Origin of the sequence: Streptomyces sp. SLBN-31, assembly GCF_006715395.1 — a bacterium.
Lineage (GTDB): Bacteria > Actinomycetota > Actinomycetes > Streptomycetales > Streptomycetaceae > Streptomyces.
Genome location: NZ_VFNC01000002.1, coordinates 2,722,529 through 2,743,883 on the forward strand (window position 1 = coordinate 2,722,529; position 21,355 = coordinate 2,743,883).

At 71.7% G+C, this 21,355-nt stretch carries 20 protein-coding genes; 12 read left to right on the forward strand and 8 right to left on the reverse strand.

The window, feature by feature from the left end:
* Positions 1 to 47 precede the first annotated feature (47 nt).
* The gene (locus tag FBY22_RS32500; RefSeq protein WP_142151549.1) at positions 48 to 689 is read right to left on the reverse strand and encodes a TetR/AcrR family transcriptional regulator; all 642 of its coding nucleotides are present in this window, start codon (positions 687 to 689) and stop codon (positions 48 to 50) included.
* A gap of 63 nt (positions 690 to 752) precedes the next feature.
* On the reverse strand, positions 753 to 2,342 hold the full coding sequence (locus FBY22_RS32505) for an MFS transporter (RefSeq protein ID WP_142151550.1): 1,590 nt from the start codon (positions 2,340 to 2,342) through the stop codon (positions 753 to 755).
* Between the two features lie 181 nt (positions 2,343 to 2,523).
* On the opposite strand from FBY22_RS32505, the gene panB reads away from it, so the two are divergent.
* The 3 genes from panB (at position 2,524) to FBY22_RS32520 (ending at position 5,483) form a co-directional block, all read left to right on the forward strand.
* Positions 2,524 to 3,399 carry a 3-methyl-2-oxobutanoate hydroxymethyltransferase gene (panB, locus tag FBY22_RS32510; RefSeq protein WP_142151551.1) on the forward strand — a complete coding sequence of 292 codons (876 nt, stop codon included), beginning with the start codon at positions 2,524 to 2,526 and terminating at the stop codon, positions 3,397 to 3,399.
* A gap of 234 nt (positions 3,400 to 3,633) precedes the next feature.
* Complete coding sequence (locus FBY22_RS32515) at positions 3,634 to 4,659, forward strand: ATP-binding cassette domain-containing protein (protein WP_142151552.1); 1,026 nt, start codon at positions 3,634 to 3,636, stop codon at positions 4,657 to 4,659.
* A complete protein-coding gene (locus FBY22_RS32520; protein WP_142151553.1) occupies positions 4,656 to 5,483 on the forward strand; it encodes an ABC transporter permease in 828 nt (275 codons plus the stop codon). Before FBY22_RS32515 ends, FBY22_RS32520 begins: the two co-directional genes overlap by 4 nt.
* Positions 5,484 to 5,499: 16 nt before the next feature.
* Here FBY22_RS32520 and FBY22_RS32525 read toward each other — a convergent pair whose 3' ends face one another.
* A complete protein-coding gene (locus FBY22_RS32525; RefSeq protein WP_142151554.1) occupies positions 5,500 to 9,075 on the reverse strand; it encodes a BTAD domain-containing putative transcriptional regulator in 3,576 nt (1,191 codons plus the stop codon).
* A 200-nt stretch (positions 9,076 to 9,275) separates the two neighbouring features.
* Between FBY22_RS32525 and FBY22_RS32530 the strand changes: the two genes are divergently transcribed.
* Positions 9,276 to 10,046, forward strand: a complete 771-nt coding sequence (locus FBY22_RS32530; RefSeq protein ID WP_142151555.1) for a site-2 protease family protein — start codon at positions 9,276 to 9,278, stop codon at positions 10,044 to 10,046.
* Here FBY22_RS32530 and FBY22_RS32535 read toward each other — a convergent pair.
* Genes FBY22_RS32535 through FBY22_RS32545 form a run of 3 tightly spaced genes read right to left on the reverse strand, consistent with a single transcriptional unit; the run spans position 10,028 to position 12,089 of the window.
* The gene (locus FBY22_RS32535; RefSeq protein WP_142151556.1) at positions 10,028 to 10,207 is read right to left on the reverse strand and encodes a hypothetical protein; all 180 of its coding nucleotides are present in this window, start codon (positions 10,205 to 10,207) and stop codon (positions 10,028 to 10,030) included. The two genes, FBY22_RS32530 and FBY22_RS32535, sit on opposite strands and share 19 nt — an antisense overlap.
* 54 nt (positions 10,208 to 10,261) lie before the next feature.
* The gene (gene npdG / locus FBY22_RS32540) at positions 10,262 to 10,978 is read right to left on the reverse strand and encodes an NADPH-dependent F420 reductase (protein ID WP_142151557.1); all 717 of its coding nucleotides are present in this window, start codon (positions 10,976 to 10,978) and stop codon (positions 10,262 to 10,264) included.
* A 37-nt stretch (positions 10,979 to 11,015) separates the two neighbouring features.
* Complete coding sequence (locus tag FBY22_RS32545) at positions 11,016 to 12,089, reverse strand: exo-alpha-sialidase (RefSeq protein WP_142151558.1); 1,074 nt, start codon at positions 12,087 to 12,089, stop codon at positions 11,016 to 11,018.
* A gap of 79 nt (positions 12,090 to 12,168) precedes the next feature.
* Here FBY22_RS32545 and FBY22_RS32550 point away from each other — a divergent pair, with 79 nt between their 5' ends.
* Positions 12,169 to 12,792: a hypothetical protein gene (locus FBY22_RS32550; RefSeq protein ID WP_142151559.1), complete on the forward strand. Its 624-nt coding sequence runs from the start codon at positions 12,169 to 12,171 to the stop codon at positions 12,790 to 12,792.
* 243 nt (positions 12,793 to 13,035) lie between these two features.
* Entirely contained in the window at positions 13,036 to 14,349 is a 1,314-nt protein-coding gene (locus FBY22_RS32555; protein ID WP_142151560.1) for an MFS transporter, read from the forward strand.
* On the opposite strand, the gene FBY22_RS32560 is transcribed toward FBY22_RS32555, so the two are convergent.
* The gene (locus FBY22_RS32560; RefSeq protein WP_142151561.1) at positions 14,350 to 14,580 is read right to left on the reverse strand and encodes a hypothetical protein; all 231 of its coding nucleotides are present in this window, start codon (positions 14,578 to 14,580) and stop codon (positions 14,350 to 14,352) included.
* A 58-nt stretch (positions 14,581 to 14,638) separates the two neighbouring features.
* Here FBY22_RS32560 and map point away from each other — a divergent pair, with 58 nt between their 5' ends.
* Both map and FBY22_RS32570 read left to right on the forward strand, forming a co-directional pair.
* Positions 14,639 to 15,496 carry a type I methionyl aminopeptidase gene (map, locus tag FBY22_RS32565; RefSeq protein ID WP_142151562.1) on the forward strand — a complete coding sequence of 286 codons (858 nt, stop codon included), beginning with the start codon at positions 14,639 to 14,641 and terminating at the stop codon, positions 15,494 to 15,496.
* An 11-nt stretch (positions 15,497 to 15,507) separates the two neighbouring features.
* The gene (locus tag FBY22_RS32570) at positions 15,508 to 16,155 is read left to right on the forward strand and encodes a heme oxygenase (biliverdin-producing) (RefSeq protein ID WP_142151563.1); all 648 of its coding nucleotides are present in this window, start codon (positions 15,508 to 15,510) and stop codon (positions 16,153 to 16,155) included.
* Between the two features lie 12 nt (positions 16,156 to 16,167).
* On the opposite strand, the gene FBY22_RS32575 is transcribed toward FBY22_RS32570, so the two are convergent.
* The gene (locus FBY22_RS32575) at positions 16,168 to 16,824 is read right to left on the reverse strand and encodes a PhzF family phenazine biosynthesis protein (protein WP_142151564.1); all 657 of its coding nucleotides are present in this window, start codon (positions 16,822 to 16,824) and stop codon (positions 16,168 to 16,170) included.
* 259 nt (positions 16,825 to 17,083) lie between these two features.
* Between FBY22_RS32575 and efeO the strand changes: the two genes are divergently transcribed.
* From efeO to FBY22_RS32595, 4 genes are read left to right on the forward strand one after another with little or no spacing between them, the layout of a single operon-like run.
* The gene (efeO, locus tag FBY22_RS32580) at positions 17,084 to 18,223 is read left to right on the forward strand and encodes an iron uptake system protein EfeO (RefSeq protein ID WP_142151565.1); all 1,140 of its coding nucleotides are present in this window, start codon (positions 17,084 to 17,086) and stop codon (positions 18,221 to 18,223) included.
* 13 nt (positions 18,224 to 18,236) lie between these two features.
* Complete coding sequence (gene efeB / locus FBY22_RS32585) at positions 18,237 to 19,523, forward strand: iron uptake transporter deferrochelatase/peroxidase subunit (protein WP_142151566.1); 1,287 nt, start codon at positions 18,237 to 18,239, stop codon at positions 19,521 to 19,523.
* 2 nt (positions 19,524 to 19,525) lie between these two features.
* A complete protein-coding gene (gene efeU / locus FBY22_RS32590) occupies positions 19,526 to 20,398 on the forward strand; it encodes an iron uptake transporter permease EfeU (protein WP_142151567.1) in 873 nt (290 codons plus the stop codon).
* Entirely contained in the window at positions 20,358 to 21,350 is a 993-nt protein-coding gene (locus FBY22_RS32595; RefSeq protein ID WP_142151568.1) for a hypothetical protein, read from the forward strand. The genes efeU and FBY22_RS32595 overlap by 41 nt, the downstream gene beginning before the upstream one ends.
* The last annotated feature ends 5 nt before the right edge of the window (positions 21,351 to 21,355 follow it).

Sequence of the window (21,355 nt, forward strand, 5' to 3'; positions counted from 1 at the left end):
GTGCACGGGCGGAAAGCGCGCTCTGTGACACAACGCGCACATTCGGGTTACGCGGACGGCGAACTGACGGGCCGTAGTCCTTCTAGGAGCGTGTCCACGATCTGCTCCGACAGGCCCTCGGAGAGGTCGGGCTCCGTCGCGGCCTGCGGGCGCATGACGGTGCGCACCAGCATCGGGGCGACGAACAGGTCGTGCAGCAGGTCGATGTCGACGTCCTCGCGGAGTTCGCCGCTCTGCTGTCCGCGGCGCAGGATCTCGATCTGCATCCGGCGCCGCGGCGCGACGACGGAGGCGTGGTAGGCGGCCCAGACCTTGGGGCTGCTCTTCATCTGGGCGAACACGTTGTGCAGCAGCGCCGAGCTGCGGGTCATGACACCGCGCTGACGCAGCGGCTCCAGCAGGGCCACCAGGTCGTCGCGCATGGAGGTGCCGGGCAGTTCGGGGTCCGGCGGCTCGGCGGCGCGTACGACGTCGACGAAGAGTTCCTCCTTGCCGCTCCAGCGGCGGTAGATGGTGGCCTTGCCGACGCCGGCCGTGCGGGCGATGCGCTCGATGGAGAGGTCGGCGAGCGGCACGCCGTCCTCCAGGAGCTTGAGCACGCCCTCTATGACGGCGCGTTCGACCGCCTCGCTGCGGGGGCGCCCCCGTGCGGGTGCCCCGGAAGCGGCTGGGCTGTCGGCAAGGCTCACTTCTGCGTCCCTTCCTCGTACTGGAGCGATTCTCCCCGCTGCCACCCGGTGTCGCGGAAGGTGTTATTCCGCCGCCGACACCAACTGCTGCTCCTCTTCGCCCTCCTGGCGGGCCGGCGGCTTGCCGGGCAGGAACAGGAAGACCACCACCGCGCCGAGCAGGGCGACGACCGTGCCGCACAGGGCGGTGATGTGCATGGCGTGCAGGAAGGCGTCGTTGGCCGGGCCGACGAGACCCTTGCCGCGCGGGCCGAGCTTGGCGGCGACGCCGAGCGTGGCCTCGATGGACTCGCCGGCCGCGTCCCTGAGGCCGGCCGGCAGGAGGGAGAGCTTGCCCTCGATGCCGTTGCGGTACGCCGTCGACAGCACCGAGCCGAGGACGGCGATGCCGAGGGCGCCGCCGACCTGGCGGAAGGTGTTGCTCAGCGCGGACGCGGAGCCGGCCTTCTCGCGCGGCAGGGCCTGCATGATGACGACGGACGTCGGCGTCATGACGTGCGCCATGCCGGTGCCCATGAGGAAGAACACGACCTCCAGGACCCAGATCGGGGTGTCCGCCTCGAACCCGGCGAACGCGGCCAGCATGCCCGCGAGCAGCACCAGGCCGCCCCCGGTCGTGGCCTTGTGGCCGAACCGGTCGACGACGAGCCGGGCCCGCGGCGCGAAGATCATCTGCGCGGCGGCCAGCGGCAGCATCAGCAGACCGGACTGCAGCGGCGAGTACCCGCGCACGCTCTGGGTGTAGAAGACCGAGAAGAAGGTCACGCCCATCAGCGCGAAGAAGACCAGCGCGATGGCGGCCATGGCGGCCGAGAACACCTTGTTCTTGAAGTAGGACACGTCCAGGGACGGGTGGTCGCTGCGCTTTTCGAACACCACGAACGCGGCGAGGACCAGGACACCGGCGCCGATGGTGGCCAGCACCTGCGGGTCGGTGAAGTCGGCGAGCTCGCCGCCCTTGATGATGCCGTAGACGAGCAGGACGAGGCCGACGACGGACAGCACCACGCCGACCGGGTCGACGCGGCCGGGCCTCGGGTCGCGGGAGTCGGGGACCAGCCAGACCATCAGCGCGAGGGCGAGGAGCACGATCGGCACGTTGATCAGGAAGACCGAGCCCCACCAGAAGTGGTCCAGGAGCACGCCGCCGGTGATCGGGCCGATGGCGATGGCGAGGCCGACACCGCCGGCCCAGATGCCGATGGCCTTGGGCTGCTCCTCGCGCTCGAAGACGTTCATCAGGACGGCGAGGGTGGCCGGCATGACGAACGCGGCACCCAGCGCCATCAGCGCGCGGTAGGCGATGAGCTGCCCGGGTGAGCCGGACTCGGCGGCCAGGGCGGAGCCGATACCGAACACGACGAGCCCGCCGAGCAGCACCTTCTTGCGGCCGACCCGGTCGCCGATGAGCCCCGCGGTGAACAGCAGGCCGGCGAAGACGAGGGTGTAGGCGTTGATCGCCCACTCCAGCTCGCTCTGCGTGGCGCCGAGGCCGGTGGGGGCCGGAGTGGAGATGGTCTTGATGGCGACGTTCAGGATGGAGTTGTCCAGAACGACGATCAGCAGGCTCAGCATCAGCACGCCGAGGATCGCCCAGCGGCGCCGGTGCACCGCTTCGGGTATGCGAGGAGCTGGGACGGCAGGAGTGGTCATGTCCCTACCGTAAGCAATTCCGATACGAGACGGTGCCGTATCGAAAATGTTTTTACCCAGCCCTTACCCATCTTTGTCACGTGACGCAGGTCCTCTTGGCCGGGCCCGGCACGAGGTGCCACCATGGGGGTGATCCGGGGACGCCGTCAGGGCGCCTCGAGATGACGAAGGAGCCGTTGCCATGACGCAGCTTTCGGCTGCCCAGACTGCGCAGCACACCCCCTCCGACGGCAGCAAGGCGCTGTACGGGGGGAAGGGCACCCGCCGCATCACGGTCCGCGACATCGCCCTCGCCAAGGAGCGGGGCGAGAAGTGGCCCATGCTCACCGCGTACGACGCGATGACCGCGTCCGTCTTCGACGAGGCCGGCATCCCGGTGCTCCTCGTCGGCGACTCGGCGGGCAACTGTCACCTCGGGTACGAGACGACCGTGCCCGTCACCATGGACGAGATGACCATGCTGTCGGCCGCCGTGGTGCGCGGCACCCGGCGCGCCCTGATCGTGGGCGACCTGCCCTTCGGCTCCTACCAGGAGGGCCCGGTGCAGGCGCTGCGCTCGGCGACCCGGCTGGTGAAGGACGCCGGGGTGGGCGCCGTGAAGCTGGAGGGCGGCGAGCGCTCGCACGAGCAGATCCGCCTGCTGGTGAAGTCCGGCATCCCGGTGATGGCCCACATCGGACTGACCCCGCAGTCGGTGAACGCGATGGGCTACCGCGTCCAGGGGCGCGGCGAGGAGGCGGCCCAGCAGCTGCTGCGGGACGCCAAGGCCGTACAGGACGCCGGCGCCTTCGCCGTGGTGCTGGAGCTGGTACCGGCGGAGCTGGCGGCCGAGGTCACGCGCGTGCTGCACATCCCGACCGTCGGCATCGGCGCGGGTCCGGAGACGGACGCGCAGGTGCTGGTGTGGACGGACATGCTGGGCCTGACCTCGGGCCGGGTGCCGAAGTTCGTCAAGAAGTACGCGAACCTGCGTGAGGTCATGGGCGACGCGGTGAAGGAGTTCGCGCAGGACGTGGTCGGCGGGGGCTTCCCGCTGGAGGAGCACAGCGTCCACTAGAGCCACTGTGGCACCAAAGCAGCCCGCCGATCTTCCCCCGTCGGCGGGCTGCTGCTTTGTGGCTGCTTTGTGGGGGTGCGCGTCCCTGGGGGCTGCGCCCCCAGACCCCCCTTCGGCCCTTCGGGCCTCGTCCTCAAACGCCGGACGCGCTGGATTTGCCGCTGTCGGTGGTCTGTCGGTCCCTGTCGGTGGGCTGTCGGTGGTTTGTCGGTGGGGGCTGGAACCTTCGTTGTCATGACGCGAATCGACAAGAACTCCAGCGGCGGCGGCAACGCCGTCACCGTGCGGGGGATGGTCAAGCACTACGGCGAGACCAAGGCGCTGGACGGCGTCGACCTGGACGTGCGTGAGGGCACCGTGATGGGTGTGCTCGGGCCGAACGGGGCCGGCAAGACCACCCTCGTACGGATACTTTCCACGCTGCTCTCCCCCGACGCGGGCGAGGCTACCGTCGCCGGCTACGACGTCCTGCGCCAGCCCCGGCAGCTGCGCCGGGTGATCGGCCTCACCGGGCAGTACGCCTCGGTCGACGAGAAGCTGCCGGGCTGGGAGAACCTGTACATGATCGGGCGGCTGCTCGACCTGCCCCGCAAGGAGGCCCGCGCCCGCGCCGACGAGCTGCTGGAGCGGTTCTCGCTGACGGACGCCGCCAAGCGGCCCGCTAGCACCTACTCCGGCGGCATGCGGCGGCGGCTCGACCTCGCGGCCTCGATGATCGGGCGCCCCCAGGTGCTGTTCCTGGACGAGCCGACCACCGGTCTCGACCCGCGCACCCGCAACGAGGTGTGGGACGAGGTCAAGGCCATGGTCGGCGACGGGGTGACCGTCCTGCTGACCACCCAGTACATGGAGGAGGCCGAGCAGCTCGCCTCCGAGCTGACCGTGGTCGACCGGGGCAAGGTCATCGCAGGCGGCGCCATCGACGAACTGAAGGCCAAGGTCGGAGGGCGCGCCCTGCGGGTGCGGCCCGCCGATCCGCTGCAGCTGCGCCCGCTGGCCGCCGCCCTCGACGAGCTCGGCATCACCGGGCTCGCCGCCACCACGGTCGACGCCGAGAGCGGCGCGGTGCTCGTGCCGATCCTCAGCGACGAGCAGCTGACCGCCGTCGTCGCGGCCGTGACCGCCCGGGGCATCACCCTGTCCTCCATCACCACCGAACTGCCCAGCCTGGACGAGGTGTTCCTGTCCCTCACCGGCCACCGTGCCAGTGCCCCGCAGGAAACCGTGCCCGCCGAGACCCGCGAGGAGGTCGCCGTATGAGCGCCGCCACCGCCACCGCCCCCGCTCCGGCCGCCGTGGCCGACGCCCGCATCACGCTGCGCGGCCACCTGCGCCACACCGGCGCCCTGATCCGCCGCAACCTGCTGTGGATCAAGCAGGACCCCGAGTCGATGTTCGACGCGCTGCTGATGCCCGTCGTCTTCACCCTGCTGTTCGTGTACGTCTTCGGCGGCTCCATCGGGCAGGCCCTGGGCGGCGGTCAGGACGGGTACGTGCAGTACGTCATCCCCGGCATGATCGCGATGATGAGCATGACCCTGTCCCAGGGCGTCGGCACCGGCTTCAGCCAGGACTTCAACTCCGGTGTCATGGACCGCTTCCGGTCCCTGCCCATCGGCCGCGGCTCGGTGCTCTTCGCGAAGATCTCGGTGGAACTGGTGCGGATGCTGTTCGCGACCACCGTGCTGATGATCGTCGCCCTGCTCGTCGGGTTCGACATCCACCACTGGGCCGGACTGTTCGCCGCCGTCGGTCTGTCCGCGGTGTTCGCCTGCTCGATCATGTGGGTGTTCCTCACCCTGGGCGTGGTCCTGAAGAACGCGCAGTCCGTGCAGGCCATGGGCTTCCTGGTGCTGTTCCCGCTGCAGTTCGGCTCCTCGATCTTCGCGCCGACCCAGTCGATGCCGGGCTGGCTGCAGGCCTTCACCGACTACAACCCGCTGTCCACGCTCGCCGACGCGGCGCGTGGACTGATGATCGGCGGACCGGTCGCGCACGACCTGTGGGTGACGCTGGGCTGGTCGGTGGCGATCACCGCGGTCGCGGCACCGTACGCGATCCACAAGTTCCGTACCAAGAACTGACGTTCGTCCGGACGGTTCAGACCAGGGCGGTGGCCTCCACGAGGGAGAGGCCGCCGCCCTCGGCGTGTGCGGCCTCGTACGCCTCGTCGCCGAGCGCGGCGCGGGTGTGCCGCTCGGCCCGTTCGTACACCTCGCGCTCCAGCGACGTCGCCGCGTGGCGCGGCGGCAGGGACGCCTTCGCGGCACCGAGGACGCGGGCGCCGTCGCGGGCCCGGCGGCCGCCGTCGGTCTCGGCCAGGCCGATCGCGGCGAGGGCCAGGTAGAGCGGGTGCATGTGCGGGGCGATGGCCTTGGTCAGCGAGTCGGCGGCCCGCTCCAAGGTCTGCCGGGTCTTGGCCAGGGAGAGGTCGTAGTTGCCGTCGACCGCCTCCACCCAGGCCTCCGAGCCGAGGATGAAGGCGTCGAAGACCACGAAGTGGGCGACCTTGAACTCCTCGCGCAGCAGCCGCAGTTGCTCCCGCGCCTCGGCGACCCTGCCCGTCATGGCGAGGCGTCCGGCGAGGAACATCCGGGCGGCCGGCATCGCCTCGTTGCCGGCGCCGTCCCGGCTGGCGATCACCTCGCGCAGGATCCGCTCGCCCCGCTCGGCGTCGCCGGCCTCCAGCAGGGCGCTGCCCAGCCGGGCGCCGAGGGCGGCCCGGTGGGAGCGGACGCCGAGGCGCCGGGCGAGCTCGATCGCGGCCTCGTAGTCGGCGGCGGCCAGGCGGTACTCGCCGGTGCGCTCCAGGGACTCGCCGCGCGCGGACAGCGCCTCGGCGGTGCCCCACAGGTCACCGATCCGCCGGTAGATCTCCAGCGACTCGTCGGCGTCGCGGGCCGCGTCGCCCGCCCAGTCGCTGCGGTTGGCCAGGAGGTTGGCCCGCATCTGCAGGGTGGCCGCGAGGTCCCACTCCATGCCCGGGGTGGCCCGGCAGGTCTCCACGCAGGCGTCCAGGATGCCGGGCAGCATGTCCACGCTGCCGCTCAGCATCACGGCGTAGAACCAGAGCATGCCCGGTGCCCGGCAGGTCTGCGGCAGGCCCGGCTGGTACACCTCGGTGATGACGCGCAGCTTCTCCTTCGCCGCCGGGGTGTCCCAGGCCTCCAACTCGGTGTCCATGCAGGCCAGATGGGCGAGGTGGACGCCGCGCCGGGCTTCGGTGAGGAGTTCGCCGGACCAGGGCGGCGGGGTCTCGGTGCAGCGCTGCCAGACCGGTTCGGCGCGCCGGACCGGGGTGGTGAAGGGGTCGGGGCCCAGGGCCATGACCTCGACGCACCAGTTGCGGGTCTCGATCCGCACGTCGCGCATCTGCCAGTACCAGGCGAGGGAGAGGATCAGGCACAGACCCTCCTGCTCGTCGCGTTCGTTGACGGCGTGCCGCAGGGCCGTGCGCAGGTTCTCGTACTCGCGTTCCAGCAGGGCGATGGCGTCGAGCTGACCGGGGCCGCGCAGCAACGGGTCGGTGGTGCGGGCGAGTTCGCGGAAGTACGTCAGGTGCGCGCGCTCGGTCTCGCGCCGCCGGCCCACCTCGTCGAGCCGCTCGCCGGCGTACTCGGCGACGGTCTCCAGCAGCCGGTAGCGCATGCCGCCCTCGCCCGAAGGGGCCGCCACCACGAGGGACTTGTCGACCAGGGAGCCGAGCACGTCGAGGGCCCATGGGCCGCAGACGGCCTCGGCGGCGGCGAGGTCGCAGCCGCCGGCGAAGACGGACAGCCGCCGCAGCACGTCCCGTTCCTCCTCGTCGAGCAGGTCCCAGGACCAGTCGACCACCGCGCGCAGCGTCTGCTGGCGGGGCAGGACGGTGCGGCTGCCGGAGGTGAGCAGCCGGAAGCGGTCGTCGAGCCGGTCGGCGATCTGCCGTGGCGTCAGCATCCGCAGCCGGGCGGCGGCGAGTTCGATGGCGAGCGGCAGGCCGTCGAGCCGTCGGCAGATCTCGGCGCAGGCCTCGGGGTCGTCCGCCACCCGGAACCCGGGACGCGCGGCGGCCCCCCGGTCGGCGAGCAGGCGCAGCGCGACGGGTTCGGGCAGCGGCTCCACGGGCCGCAGCAACTCCCCCGGCACACCGAGGGGTTCACGGCTGGTGGCCAGCACGGTCAGCCCGGGGCAGCGCTCCAGCAGTTCCTCCACGAGCCGCGCGGCGGCGTCGACGACATGCTCGCAGTTGTCGAGGACGATCAGCATGCGGCGCCGGCCGCAGTGCTCGGCGAGGCGCTCCACGGGGTCGCCGTGCCGCTCGTTCGCGGCGGCCCGCATCGCCTCCGCCCCCGCGCCGTACAACACGGTCTCCCGGGCCCCCAGCGCGGTCAGCACGGCTTCCGGTACGGCCTCCGGGTCGTCGACCGGAGCGAGCTCGGCCAGCCACACGCCGTCGCGTACGTCCCGCACGGTCTCGGCGGCCTCCAGCGACAGCCGCGTCTTCCCGGCCCCGCCGGGGCCTAGCAGCGTGACGAGCCGTGACGAGCCCAGGTCCCCCCGGATGGTCTCGATGTCGACCTCCCGGCCGACGAAGGAGGTGAGACGGGCACGGAGGTTGCCGGGGGGCGGGGCGGCGAAGCCGACGGCCCGCTCACCGGCGGCGGAGGCGACCTGGGCGGAGGACGCGGGGCGATCGCCGGATGCGGCAGGGGCGGCGAAGGCCGCGTGACGATCGCCGGTTCCGGATGCGGCCGGGGGGACGGCCTGCGCCCCGGCTTGCGTGGCGGCACGGGTGAACGCACGCGCCTCCGCCTCCGTCGCGGCACGGGTGAAGGCATGCGCCTCGGCATCCGTGGCGGCCGGGGCGGCGGCGCCCGGCGTCCCGGGCCTGCGGCTCCCGAGAGCGCGTGAACGAGTCGGCCGCCCCCACGGGTCGGCCCCCTCCGCGCCCCCGTCCCGGTCCCGCTCCTCCGGCTGGAGCAACTCGGCGTGCAGGGCTCTCAGTTCGGGCCCGGGGTCCGCGCCCAGGCGGTCCGCGAGGAGTTGTCGTACGTCCTCGAAGGCGGCCAGCGCCTGCGCCGTGCGGCCCGCGTCGCGCAACGCGCGCAGCCGCAGGGCCTGGAGAGGCTCGTCGAGGGGGTGCGCGTCGCACAGGCCGGTCAGCTCGGGCAGCGACTGCTCGGCGTGGCCCAGGGCGAGCGCCGCGGTGTGGCGGGCGCGCAGGGCGTCCAGGCGGCGGGCCTCCCAGCGGGCCGCCTCGGCGGTGCGGTCGGGCAGGTCGGCGAGGGCGGGGCCGTGCCACAGGGCGAGGGCGTCGTCGAGGACGACGGCCGCCTTGGCGGGGTCGCCGTCGGCGAGCGCGCGCGTGCCCTCACCTGTCAGCCGCTCGAAACGGTGCAGGTCGACGTCGTCGGGCGCGGCGGTGAGACGGTAACCGCCCTCCGCCGAGGCGACGGTGTCCGCGCCGAGGGCCCGGCGCAGACGGCCCACCAGTGCCTGCAGCGCACCCGGCGCGTCGGCGGGCGGATCGCCGTCCCACACCTCCTCGACGAGCAGCCGCACCGGCACGGTGCGGCCGGGCCGCAGCGCGAGCACCGTCAGCAGGGCGCGCAGCCGCGCCCCGCCGACCGGGACGGGGCTGCCGTCGGGGCGGAGAGCCTGAGCTGTGCCGAGGATGCGATAGCGCACGGGGTCCATTGTCTCCGGTCGGATCGGCGGCGGTCACGGGTTCGGGGCGAAGGGGCGTCGGGCACGGCCGCCGGACCTCGTCGGACACGGGCCGGTGGCCCGCTCGCCCCACCCTTCCCGGAACCGAAGGCGCACCGCGAGACGTTTTCCCGGTGTGCCCGGTACCGTCGGGCAGTCCCACCCCGTGCTCGTCCAGTCCAGGGAGCCCCATGACCACCGCGACCACCCGCCACAGCGACCGGCGGGTCAGTCCCGTCTTCGTCGGCATCCTGGCCGTGATGGCGGTGACCGGCTGGGCCACCTGGTCCGGGTTCGCCGAACAGCCGGGCGTGGCCGTGTTCCTGTTCGTGACGGCCGCGTGGGTGGTGTCCCTGTGCCTGCACGAGTACGCGCATGCCCGTACCGCCCTGCACAGCGGTGATATCACTGTCGCCGCCAAGGGCTATCTGAGCCTCAATCCTCTCGCCTATACGCACGCCCTGCTCAGCATCGTGCTGCCGGTGGTGTTCGTGATCATGGGCGGGATCGGGCTGCCCGGCGGCGCGGTGTTCATCGAGCGCCAGCGCATCCGGGGCCGCTGGCGGCACAGTCTGATCTCGGCCGCGGGACCGCTGACCAACGTCGTGTTCGCCGCCGTGTGCACCGCACCGTTCTGGCTGCACGCCCTGGACGGCGTGCCGACGCAGTTCCGGTACGCGCTGGCCTTCCTCGCCCTGCTCCAGGTGACGGCCGCGCTGCTGAACTTCCTGCCGGTGCCGGGCCTGGACGGCTACGGCGTCATCGAGCCCTGGCTGTCGTACAAGATCAAGCGGCAGGTGGAGCCGTTCGCGCCGTTCGGTCTGCTGTTCGTGTTCGCGCTGCTGTGGGTGCCGGCGGTCAACCGGGAGTTCTTCGACGTGATCGACGCGATCCTGCGGGGCCTCGGGGTCAGCGACTACGACACCTCGGACGGCTACGCCCTCTACCGCTTCTGGGACTGAGCCGCCCGGCCCCGCTTGATGTAGTACAAGCACATGTTGCTGGACAGGCCCGCCAGCAGCACCCACACGATCCCCAGCCAGCTGCCCTGCGCGAAGGAGACGACGGCCGCGGCGACGGCGAGCGCGAAGACGATCAGGGCGTAGACACCAAGGCGGGGCATTTCAGTCGGCTCCTTCGGGGGACACTGCTACGGCGACCAGTGTCCCCCATCGGCCTATACGTCCGTGACGCGGAGCCCGGCGTGCGCCTTGTAGCGCCGGTTCACCGAGATCAGGTTCGCCACCAGCGACTCCACCTGGTGGGCGTTGCGCAGCCGGCCCGCGAAGATGCCGCGCATGCCCGGGATGCGGCCGGCGAGCGCCTGGACGGCCTCCACGTCGGCCCGCTCCTCCCCCAGCACCATCACGTCGGTGTCGATCTCCTCGATCTCCGGGTCCTGCAGCAGAACGGCCGACAGGTGGTGGAAGGCGGCGGTGACCCGGGAGTCCGGCAGCAGGGTGGCGGCCTGCTCGGCGGCGCTGCCCTCCTCCGGCTTGATCGCGTAGGCGCCCTTCTTGTCGAAGCCGAGCGGGTTCACGCAGTCGACGACCAGCTTGCCGGCCAGTTCCTCGCGCAGGGACTGAAGCGTCTTGCCGTGTCCGTCCCACGGCACGGCGACGATCACGAGGTCGCTGCGCCGCGCGCACTCGGCGTTGTCCGCGCCCTCGACACCGTGCCCGATCTCCTCGGCGGCGGCCCGCGCCCGCTCGGCGGCCCGCGAGCCGATGATCACCTTCTGGCCGGCCCTGGCCAGCCGGTAGGCCAGGCCCTTGCCCTGCGGCCCGGTCCCGCCGAGGACGCCGACGACGAGCCCGGAGACGTCGGGGAGGTCCCAGGGGTCCTTCGCGGGGGCCTTGGCCGGGGTCTGTGCAGCACTGTCGCTAGAGGTCATGGGCCGACCTTACGTCCGCCCCGTCCGCCCCGGCCGGTCAGGTGAGCCGCGTCACCGGCAGCCGCCGGAAGACGATCCGCTCGTAGGCGCCGAAGTCCCCCGTCTCGTAGAGGATTCCGACGGTCGAGTCGTCGACGCGGACCAGGTCGGAGTAGGCGGCGGGCAGGCCGTCCAGGGTGTACACCGGCCGCCAGGTGGTGCCGTTGTTCGTGGAGGCGCGGACGGTCATCAGGGCGCGTGCGTCGGGGTACGCGGGGCCGGAGAAGAGCAGCACGTCCGGGTCGCGGAGCTGGAGCAGGCTGCCCTCGCACACCGGGCCCGCCAGGCCGGCCTGCGGGCGGAAGGGCGTGCGCAGGGTTTCACCGCCGTCCTCGGAGCGGGCGTCGGCGCGGTTGCCGGGAGCCGGGGAGTCGTTGCGGGTGTTGAAGTAGACGGTCAGGTCGGGGAGTTCGGCGGCGGTGGTCTCGTTCACGTTGATGTAGCCGTCGGTGTTGTCGTCGACGTAGCCGATCGACCAGGTCTCGCCGCGGTCGTCGCTGAGCAGGCAGTGGCCGCCGTTGTACTTGGCCTCGGTGCCGGTGTCGGTGCCGGTGGGCGGCAGGCTGTGGTTGGCGGGGACGACGACGCGGCCGGTGCTCAGCCGGAGGGCGTGGCCGGGCGTGGTGGCGTACCAGCGCCAGCCCGGCCGCTTCACGGACGCGGTGATCTCGGCCGGCTCCGACCAGGTGACGCCGTCGTCGTCGCTGTGCTGCACCCATACGCGGCGGCCGTCGGCGTCCGTCACCCTGCCCTGCCGGATGAGTTCCTCGGTGGCCGTGGCGGCGGCTCGGACGTGGACGAGGAGGACGCGGCCGGTGTCGAGGACGACCGGGGCGGGGTTGCCGGCGAGGCCGGTGCCGTTCGCCGCGGCCACCCGCAGCGGGCTCCAGGTGCGGCCGCCGTCCGCCGAGCTCTTGAGCACGATGTCGATGCGGCCGTGGTCGCTCGCGGACGTCACCCGGCCCTCGCAGAAGGCGAGCAGGGTGCCGGTGGGGGTGGCGACCACCGCGGGGATGCGGTAACTGGCGTATCCCTCGCGGCCGGCGCGGAACGGGACGGAGACTTCGGTCATCCGGGCACTGTCCCCAAAGCGGGCGAATTCGCGGTGAACGGCGGGTCACGAGTGACCGGTTGGGGCAGGATGCGGACGTATGGACGCCGTACGGGTCGCCTTGTTGCGCGAAGTGCTCGCCGGGACCGAGTGGTTGGGGGCCACCCGCCGGTTCGCGGGCGCGCTGCGCGGGTCGGTGGTGTCGCACGGGGGCGGGCTGCTGCTGGTGGGCACGCCCGCGTACGAGCCATGGCATCTGGCGGCCCATCTCGTCGACGAGGCCGCGTGGTCGGGGACGCCGGAGCTGGCGCCGACGCTCGTCCGGCATGACGCGCGCACCTCGGATCCGGCTCATCTGGCCGTCGGCCTGGGCAGGTTGGCGGCGGCGCGGCGGGGCGAGACGCTGCTGGTGGTGTCGCCCTGGTCGTCGGAGGCGGTGTGTCCGGGAGAGCCGGCCGCCCCGCTGCTGGAGCGGGTGCACGACGCGCGGCGGGCCGGGGCGACGGTGCTGGCGCTCGGCCCCGGCGAGGGGGACCTCACGTCGATGGCGCACGAGTCGCTGGCCGTGCCGGACGGCTCCGAGCTCGACCTGGACACCGTGCAGCACCTGGTCAGCGCGGCCGCCGGGGAGAACGCGGTGCCGGTCCCCCGGGGCGGCCGCCGCTTCCGGGACCGCCTGTCCAGGCTGGCGGAGACGCTGACCGAGCCGCCGGCCCGCTGGTAGCGGCGGCGCTGCCCGGCCGCGCCGCTGAAGGCGCGGGCCCTGACCAGCCGCCGCACCGACGGCGAGGACCCTGACCAGCCGCCGCACCGACGGCGAGGACCCTGACCGGCCGCCGCGCTGGCGGAAAAAACCCTGACCGGGGCCAACAAGCGCTGAGAGCGGGGGCGCTGCCCCGTCGCCGCCCGGGTGCCCGAGCCGAAAACCGTTTGCCCGCCGCCGTCCGCGCGCCCACCATGAGCCGACGTGACCGACGACGCCCCTGAGCCCCCGTCCCGCCTGCGCGCGATCCTCCCCGACCTCGCCCCCTGGCGGGCCTCCGTCGACTTCCGGCGGCTGTGGGTGTCGGGTCTGATCTCGAATTTCGGGAGCTTCCTGACGTTCGTCGCGCTGCCGGTGCAGCTCAAGGAGCTGACCGGTTCCGCGGCGGCGGTGGGCGCGATCGGGGCGGTGGAGCTGCTGCCGCTGCTGGTGTTCGGGCTGTACGGCGGGGCGCTGGCCGACGCCCTGGACAAGCGAAAGCTGATCATCCGGACGGAGGTCGGTCAGGGCCTGCTGTCGGCGGTGCTGCTGCTCAACGCGCTGCTGCCGTCCCCCGCCGTCTGGCCGCTGTACGTCGTGGCCGCCCTGTCCTCGGCGCTGATCTCGGTCCAGCGCCCGGCGATCGACTCCCTGTGGCCCCGGATCGTGGCCCACGACCACATGCCGGCCGCGACCGCGCTGAACTCGCTGCGCTGGACGGTGGGCGGGGTCGCGGGCCCGGCGCTGGCGGGCGTGGTGGTCGCCTACGCGGGCCTCGGCTGGGCATACGGCGCCGACCTGCTGACGTTCCTCGTGTCGGTGGCCCTGATGCTGCCCATCGCCGCCTCGCCCGCTTCGCACGAGGCCGCGAAGCCGTCCCTCAGGGCGATCGCGGAGGGCGCCCGGTACGCCTGGAGCCGCAAGGAACTCCTCGGCACCTATGCCGTGGACCTCGCGGCGATGTTCCTGGCGATGCCGCTGGCCGTGCTGCCGTTCCTGGCGGACGAACTGCACGCGAACTGGTCGCTGGGCCTGATGTACGCCACCGTCCCCCTCGGGTCCATGCTGGTCAGCCTGACGAGCGGCTGGACCTCGCGGGTGCACCGGCACGGCCGGATGGTCGTCCTGGCGGCGGCGCTGTGGGGCCTGGCGATCGCGGGCGCGGGCGTCGTCGGCAACGTGTGGCTCGTTCTGCTGTTCCTGACCGTGGCCGGGGGCTGCGACATGGTGAGCGGAATCTTCCGGGGTGCCATGTGGAACCAGACGATCCCGGACGAGCTGCGCGGCCGGCTCGCCGGGATCGAGCTGCTGTCGTACTCGGTCGGTCCGACCGTCGGCCAGGTCCGCTCCGGCGGGTTCGCCGCCTGGTGGGGCGTGCGGGCGTCGGTGTGGTCGGGCGGTCTGCTGTGCGCGGGCGCGGTCGGCCTGCTCGCCCTGTGCCTGCCGAAGCTGATGACGTACGACGTCCGTACGAACGAGCACGCGGTGCGGCTGCGCGACCACCGCACGGCAGCCGCACCGGCTCAGGCGCAGGCCTGATCAGTCCTCCTCCGCGCTCCCGGCGGGGGCGTCGTGCCACTTGGGGTCGTTCTCCCACTGGAGATTGCGTTCGCGGGCGGTCTCCATCGCGTGCTGGGCCTCCTGCCGGGAGGCGTACGGCCCGAACCGGTCCTTGGCGGGGCATTCGGGCCCCTCCTCGACCTTCTTGTGCTCCAGGCAGTAGAACCACTCACCCGGCTTGCCGACCGTACGCTTCTTGAACAACGCCATGACCTGCTCCTCTCGCCTCCCACATGTTCCCCCGTCCCGGCTCGTTAGACTCGCTGGCATGTCTGGCCAGTCGCTGCTCGTCCCAGGGGAGCTGTCCCCCATCCGTTCCGTGCCCGGAAACATCCGCCGCCCCGAGTACGTCGGCAAGCCCGCGCCGGCGCCGTACACCGGACCGGAGGTGCAGACGCCCGAGACGATCGAGGCGATGCGGCTCGCCGGCCGGATCGCCGCACGGGCGATGGAGGAGGCCGCGAAGCTGATCGCGCCGGGGGTGACCACCGACGAACTGGACAAGGTGGCGCACGAGTACATGTGCGACCACGGCGCCTACCCCTCGACGCTCGGCTACCGGGGCTTCCCCAAGTCCCTGTGCACCAGCGTCAACGAGGTGATCTGCCACGGCATTCCGGACTCGACGGTGCTGCGCGACGGCGACATCGTCAACCTCGACGTGACGGCGTACATCGGCGGGGTGCACGGCGACAACAACGCCACGTACCTGGTCGGGGGCGTCGACGAGGAGAGCCGTCTGCTCGTGGAGCGCACCCGCGAGTCCCTGAACCGCGCGATCAAGGCGGTCAAGCCGGGCCGCCAGATCAACATCATCGGCCGGGTCATCGAGTCGTACGCCAAGCGCTTCGGCTACGGCGTGGTCCGGGACTTCACCGGCCACGGCATCAACTCGTCCTTCCACAGCGGCCTGATCGTCCCGCACTACGACAGCCCGCACGCGACGACGGTCATGCAGCCCGGGATGACCTTCACCATCGAGCCGATGCTGACGCTCGGCACGCACGAGTACGACATGTGGGACGACGGCTGGACGGTCGTCACCAAGGACCGCAAGCGCACGGCGCAGTTCGAGCACACGCTGGTGGTGACGGAGACGGGCGCGGACGTCCTCACCCTGCCCTGACGGGCCCTCGCATGGACTCCTTCTCCACCGTCATCCGCACCGCCTCCCACGCGCAGCACGCGGAGGCGGAGTCCTCGCCGTTCATGGGTGACCTGCTGGGCGGACGGCTCGGTGTGGCGGCGTACGCGCGCTACACCGAGCAACTGTGGTTCGTCTACGAGGCGTTGGAGGCCGGGGCCGGGCGGCTGGCGGCGGATCCGGTGGCCGGCCCCTTCATCCGGCCCGAGCTGTTCCGCCTGCCCGCCCTGGAGCGGGACCTGGCGCATCTGCGGGGCCCCGAGTGGCGGGCGGGGCTCTTCGCGCTGCCGGCGACGCGGGCGTACGCGGCGCGGGTGCGGGAGTGCGCCGCGGACTGGCCGGCCGGATGCGTGGCCCATCACTACACGCGTTACCTGGGCGATCTCTCCGGCGGTCAGATCATCCGGGACCGGGCGGAGCGGACGTGGGGGTTCGCGAGGAAGGGTGACGGGGTCCGCTTCTACGTGTTCGAGCAGATCGCCAACCCATCAGCCTTCAAACGGAGTTACCGGGAACTGCTCGACGGCGTCCGGGCGGACGACCTGGAGCGGCAGCGGATCGTGGCGGAGTGCAGGCGGGCGTTCGCGCTGAACACGGCCGTCTTCGCGGCGCTGGGCGAGGAGTTCCCGCTCAGCGCCTGACCCGGGCGGCCCTCAGCGCTCCGGCTGGCGCTCCAGGAAGACGCGCCCGCCGATCTCCACCCATCCGTACGGCTGCGGGGCGGTGAGGATCTGCGAACCGGCGCCCTGGGTGATGTTGAGCGCGCGCCCGAGCCCTTCGGTCAGCAGCAGCGCCGCCGCGCCGGTCGCCTCGTCCTCGTCGATCCCGTCGTCCCGGCCCGGGAAGGCACGCGCCCGCACCCGCCCGGCAGCCTCGTCCTCCCAGGCCCAGGCGTAGATCCACTCGCCCTTGGGCGGCACGGGCAGCGCGTCGACCTCGGCGGCCGTGGCGTACTGGCGCAGCGTGCGCGGCGGGGCCCACTCCGCCCGTGCCTCGATCCAGCTGAACTCCCCGTCCTGGCGGGCCCCGACCACACCGGCCGGCGTCACCAGCTCCTCCACGTCCAGGAGCCAGGCCACGCCGACACACGGGTGACCGGCGAAGGGCAGTCGCAGGGTCGGCGTGTAGATGTCGATCACACCGCGCTCGGGATCGTCGACGAAGATGGTCTCGCTGAACCCCAGCTTCCCGGCGAACGCCTGTCGCTCGGCCCGGTCGGCCATCACCGAGCCCTCCCGCACGACCCCGAGCTCATTGCCGTAGCCACCGTTGGCCGCACAGAAGACACGCAGCACGTCGTAGTCAGTCACCCAGAAATTGAAACACCGCTCGCGCAGGGTGCCGTCCACAGCTCTGGTCTCAGAACCACCCGACTCCTTGAAGGTTTCTTGACTATTTCTTGGGGGCTGCTTTTGGCCACCGTGATCGGGGCGTGCTCATACAGCGTCCATGAGAGCTGAATCACCGCATGGGTGGGTATCACGCAGGCAAGGCTTAGATAAGTTAGGCGAGCCTCACCATCCCTGGTGGGTCCGGACACGCGATTTTTCGCCAGCACTTGGAGCCTGCATGCGAGCCGCCAGACTCTCCGTCGTCACCGCCGTAGCCACGGCCGCGGCCCTGGCCGCCGTCACCGGCTGCACGCAGAAGAGCGAGGGTGACGGTGACGGGGCGATCAAGGTGACCGCCGCCGACTCCAAGTGCGACACCTCCGCGAAGTCGATACCGGCCGGTCAGGTCACGCTCAGCATCCAGAACACCGGCTCCCAGGCGACCGAGGTCGAGATCCTCTTCCCCGACGACCGCATCGTGTCGGAGAAGGAGAACATCGGGCCGGGCACCAAGTACACGCTGACCGCCGAGGTGAAGGCGGGCGACTACGAGATCGCCTGCCGGCCCGGCATGAAGGGCCACGGCGTCCGCCAGAAGCTCACCGTCACCGGCTCGGGCGCAGCCGCCAAGCGCGACCCGCGGCTGGACAAGGCCGTGGCCGCCTACCGCGAGTACGCGCAGGAGCAGGCCGACGCGACCATCCCCAAGGTCGAGGTCTTCGCCAAGGCGATCAAGGCCGGCGACCTGAAGGCCGCCCAGAACGCCTACGCTCCCTCCCGCGTCGGCTGGGAGCGCACCGAGCCGATCGCCGAGTCCTTCGGCGACATCGACCCCAAGACCGACACCCGCGCCGACGGCCTGGAGAAGGGCCAGAAGTGGACCGGCTGGCACGCGCTGGAGAAGGCGCTGTGGCAGGACAAGAAGATCGGCGCCGAGCAGAAGGCCCTCGCCGACCAGCTGGTCACCGACCTGAAGGACTGGCAGGAACGGATCGGCAAGGCCGAGATCACCCCGACCTCCATGGCCAACGGCGCCAAGGAGCTGCTGGACGAGGTCGCCACCGGCAAGGTCACCGGCGAGGAGGACCGCTACTCGCACACCGACCTCAGCGACTTCAAGGCCAACGTCGAGGGCGCGCAGAAGGCGTACGAGCTGCTCAAGCCGGTCGCGCAGAAGAACGACAAGGCGCTGACCACCGAGCTGGACAAGCGGTTCGCCGCGCTCGACACGACGCTCGACAAGTACCGCTCGACCAAGACCTCGGACGGTTTCGTCTCGTACGACACCGTGACCGAGGCACAGCGCAAGGAGCTCTCGGACGCGGTGAACGCGCTCGCGGAGCCGCTGTCCAAGCTCGCCGCCGCCGTCGTGAAGTAGGGGACGACTGACCATGACGGACACCCAGGAAGCCACCGCCGCGGACGACCGGAAGGCCGCGCCCAGCCGGCGCTCGCTGATCGGATGGGGCGGGGCCGGGCTCGCGCTCGGCGCCGCCGCGGCCGGCGGCGCGGTCGCGATGACCCGCGTCGGCAACGACGTGGACCCGGCCGCCGCCGAGACCGGCGCCGCGGTCGCCTTCCACGGCGCCAATCAGGCGGGCATCGCCACCCCGGTGCAGGACAGACTGCACTTCGCCGCGTTCGACGTGCAGACCGACGACCGCGCCGAGTTCGTGCGGATGCTCAAGGACTGGACCGAGGCGGCACGTCGGATGACGGCGGGCAAGGCCGTCGGCGAGGGCGCGTACGGCGGTCTGGCCGAGGCCCCGCCGGACGACACCGGCGAGGCCCTGGGCCTCAAGCCCTCCCGCCTGACGCTCACCATCGGCTTCGGTCCGTCGCTGTTCGAGAAGTTCGGCGACGCGTTCGGGATCAAGGGCAAGCGGCCCGAGGCCCTGGTCGACCTCCCGCAGTTCGCCGGCGACAACCTCGACAAGACGCGCACGGGCGGCGACCTGTGCATCCAGGCCTGCGCGGACGACCCGCAGGTCGCGGTGCACGCCATCCGCAACCTGGCCCGCATCGGCATGGGCACGGTCAACATCCGCTGGTCGCAGCTCGGCTTCGGCAAGACCTCCTCCACGACGCCCGACGCGCAGACCCCGCGCAACCTGATGGGCTTCAAGGACGGCACCCGCAACATCGCGGGCACCGAGACGGACCGGCTGAAGAAGTTCGTGTGGGTCGGCGAGAAGGACGGGCCGGACTGGATGACCGGCGGGTCGTACCTGGTCGCCCGCCGCATCCGGATGCACATCGAGACCTGGGACCGCACCTCACTGCAGGAGCAGGAGGACGTCTTCGGCCGCGACAAGGGCGAGGGAGCCCCGGTCGGCAAGGCCAAGGAGCACGACGCGCCCTTCCTCAAGGCGATGAAGCCCACCGCGCACGTGCGGCTCGCGCACCCCGACTCCAACGGCGGGATCACGATCCTGCGCCGGGGCTACTCCTTCACCGACGGCACCGACGGCCTCGGCCGGCTCGACGCGGGCCTGTTCTTCCTGGCCTACCAGCGCGACGTGCGCAAGGGATTCATCCCGCTGCAGCGCAGGCTGTCGGCGCAGGACGCGCTCAACGAGTACATCCAGCACGTGGGTTCGGCGGTCTTCGCCGTCCCGCCCGGCGTCCGCGACAAGGACGACTGGTGGGGCAGCACGCTGTTCTCCAAGGAGGCGTAGCCGTGTTCTCCAACTATCTGATCGGCCTGCGCGAGGGCCTGGAAGCCAGCCTCGTCGTCTGCATCCTGATCGCCTACCTGGTCAAGACCGGGCGCCGGGACGCCATCCGGCCCATCTGGATGGGCATCTCCATCGCCGTGCTGATCGCCATGGGCTTCGGCTGCGTCCTGGAGTTCGGCTCCCAGGAACTGACGTTCCAGGCGCAGGAGGGCCTCGGCGGCACCCTGTCGGTGGTCGCGGTCGGCCTGGTGACGTGGATGGTGTTCTGGATGCGGCGCACCGCCCGGCACCTGAAGTCCGAGCTGCACGGCAAGCTGGACGCGGCCCTCGCGATGGGCACGGGCGCGCTGGTCGCCACCGCGTTCCTCGCCGTGGGCCGCGAGGGCCTGGAGACCGCGCTGTTCGTGTGGGCGTCCGTCCACGCGGCCAGCGACGGCACCCCGCGCCCGCTGATCGGCGTGGCCCTGGGCCTGGCGACGGCCGTCCTGCTGGGCTGGCTGTTCTACCGCGGCGCCCTGAAGATCAACCTGGCCAAGTTCTTCACCTGGACCGGCGGCATGCTGGTCGTCGTCGCGGCGGGCGTGCTGGCGTACGGCTTCCACGACCTGCAGGAGGCCGACATCCTCCCCGGTCTGACGCACCTGGCCTTCGACATCTCCGGCACCATCCCGCCGGACAGCTGGTACGGCACGCTGCTGAAGGGCGTGTTCAACTTCCAGCCCGATCCGACGGTGCTTCAGGTCACGGTGTGGCTGCTGTACTTGATCCCGACGCTCGCGCTGTTCTTCGCCCCGGTAGGGTTCGCCTCCGGGAAGGGGAAGGTGAAGGATCGCGATGAGCAGGGATCGCAGCCGTCCGAGGCGTCCAAGGCTTGACCGGCGCGTAGTGATAGCGGCCTCGCTGACCGCTTTGTCGTTGACGGCGAGCGGTTGCGTGGTGGTGCACGGGGAGCGCGAGGTGCTCCCCTCCGCCACCCGGGCCGAGGCCGCCAAGGCACTGACGGCGTTCACGACCGCGTACAACAAGGCGGACAAGGCGTACGACAGTTCGCTGGACGCCGCCCATGTCACCGGCGCCCTCGGGGACATCGACGCGGCCAGGCTGAAGGCCGGTCACACGACGAACCCGGCCGGCAATCCGGCGTACTCGCCGCTGCAGCTGACCGACGCGAAGTTCACGATCCCGAAGAAGGCCGGCTGGCCGCGCTGGTTCGTGGCCGAGGCTCGGGGCAACAAGGGCGGCAGTCTGCGCTGGCTGCTGGTGTTCACCCGCGACGGACTGGGCCGGCCCTGGCAGGTGGCGTACCTGACGCTGGTCAAGCCCGGCGCGCTGCCGCGGATCAAGACCGACGGGGACGGCCGGGCCGAGGCGGTGCCCGCGAACTCCACCGGTCTGGCCGTCGCGCCCGAGGACCTGAGCAAGGACTACGCGACCTACCTCAAGGGCGGCGGCAAGACCTTCGCCGCCGGTCCGCACACCAGCGAGTGGCGGACGGCCCGCGTCAAGAACGCCAAGAAACCGGGTCTGGCCACGCAGTTCATCGACGAGCCGCTGAGCGAGGGCGACTACGCCCCGCTGGCGCTGCGCACCGAGGACGGCGGCGCGCTGGTGTTCTTCGCCCACCGCCGCTTCCAGAAGATGACCGCGGCCCCGAACTCCTCGATCCCCGCACAGAACGCGGCCGTGCGGGCGCTGACGACGGGGGAGGTCAAGCAGTCGCTCACCATGCAGTTCATGTCGAACGAGGTGGCTCAGGTCCCGGCCGGCGACGGCCAGGTGACGATCCTGTCCCGGCTGGAGGGCATGACCTCGGCCGAGGGCAGCTAGGTTCC

Excerpts from the sequence above, each read along its gene's own strand:
- FBY22_RS32550 (WP_142151559.1), top strand. The coding sequence starts at position 12,169 with ATGGACGCCGTACGGGTCGCCTTGTTGCGCGAAGTGCTCGCCGGGACC.
- map (WP_142151562.1), top strand. The coding sequence starts at position 14,639 with ATGTCTGGCCAGTCGCTGCTCGTCCCAGGGGAGCTGTCCCCCATCCGT.
- efeB (WP_142151566.1), top strand. The coding sequence starts at position 18,237 with ATGACGGACACCCAGGAAGCCACCGCCGCGGACGACCGGAAGGCCGCG.
- FBY22_RS32545 (WP_142151558.1), bottom strand. The coding sequence starts at position 12,089 with ATGACCGAAGTCTCCGTCCCGTTCCGCGCCGGCCGCGAGGGATACGCC.
- npdG (WP_142151557.1), bottom strand. The coding sequence starts at position 10,978 with ATGACCTCTAGCGACAGTGCTGCACAGACCCCGGCCAAGGCCCCCGCG.
- FBY22_RS32530 (WP_142151555.1), top strand. The coding sequence starts at position 9,276 with ATGACCACCGCGACCACCCGCCACAGCGACCGGCGGGTCAGTCCCGTC.
- FBY22_RS32595 (WP_142151568.1), top strand. The coding sequence starts at position 20,358 with ATGAGCAGGGATCGCAGCCGTCCGAGGCGTCCAAGGCTTGACCGGCGC.
- FBY22_RS32525 (WP_142151554.1), bottom strand. The coding sequence starts at position 9,075 with ATGGACCCCGTGCGCTATCGCATCCTCGGCACAGCTCAGGCTCTCCGC.
- FBY22_RS32570 (WP_142151563.1), top strand. The coding sequence starts at position 15,508 with ATGGACTCCTTCTCCACCGTCATCCGCACCGCCTCCCACGCGCAGCAC.
- efeO (WP_142151565.1), top strand. The coding sequence starts at position 17,084 with ATGCGAGCCGCCAGACTCTCCGTCGTCACCGCCGTAGCCACGGCCGCG.
- FBY22_RS32520 (WP_142151553.1), top strand. The coding sequence starts at position 4,656 with ATGAGCGCCGCCACCGCCACCGCCCCCGCTCCGGCCGCCGTGGCCGAC.
- FBY22_RS32535 (WP_142151556.1), bottom strand. The coding sequence starts at position 10,207 with ATGCCCCGCCTTGGTGTCTACGCCCTGATCGTCTTCGCGCTCGCCGTC.
- FBY22_RS32560 (WP_142151561.1), bottom strand. The coding sequence starts at position 14,580 with ATGGCGTTGTTCAAGAAGCGTACGGTCGGCAAGCCGGGTGAGTGGTTC.
- panB (WP_142151551.1), top strand. The coding sequence starts at position 2,524 with ATGACGCAGCTTTCGGCTGCCCAGACTGCGCAGCACACCCCCTCCGAC.
- FBY22_RS32515 (WP_142151552.1), top strand. The coding sequence starts at position 3,634 with ATGACGCGAATCGACAAGAACTCCAGCGGCGGCGGCAACGCCGTCACC.
- FBY22_RS32505 (WP_142151550.1), bottom strand. The coding sequence starts at position 2,342 with ATGACCACTCCTGCCGTCCCAGCTCCTCGCATACCCGAAGCGGTGCAC.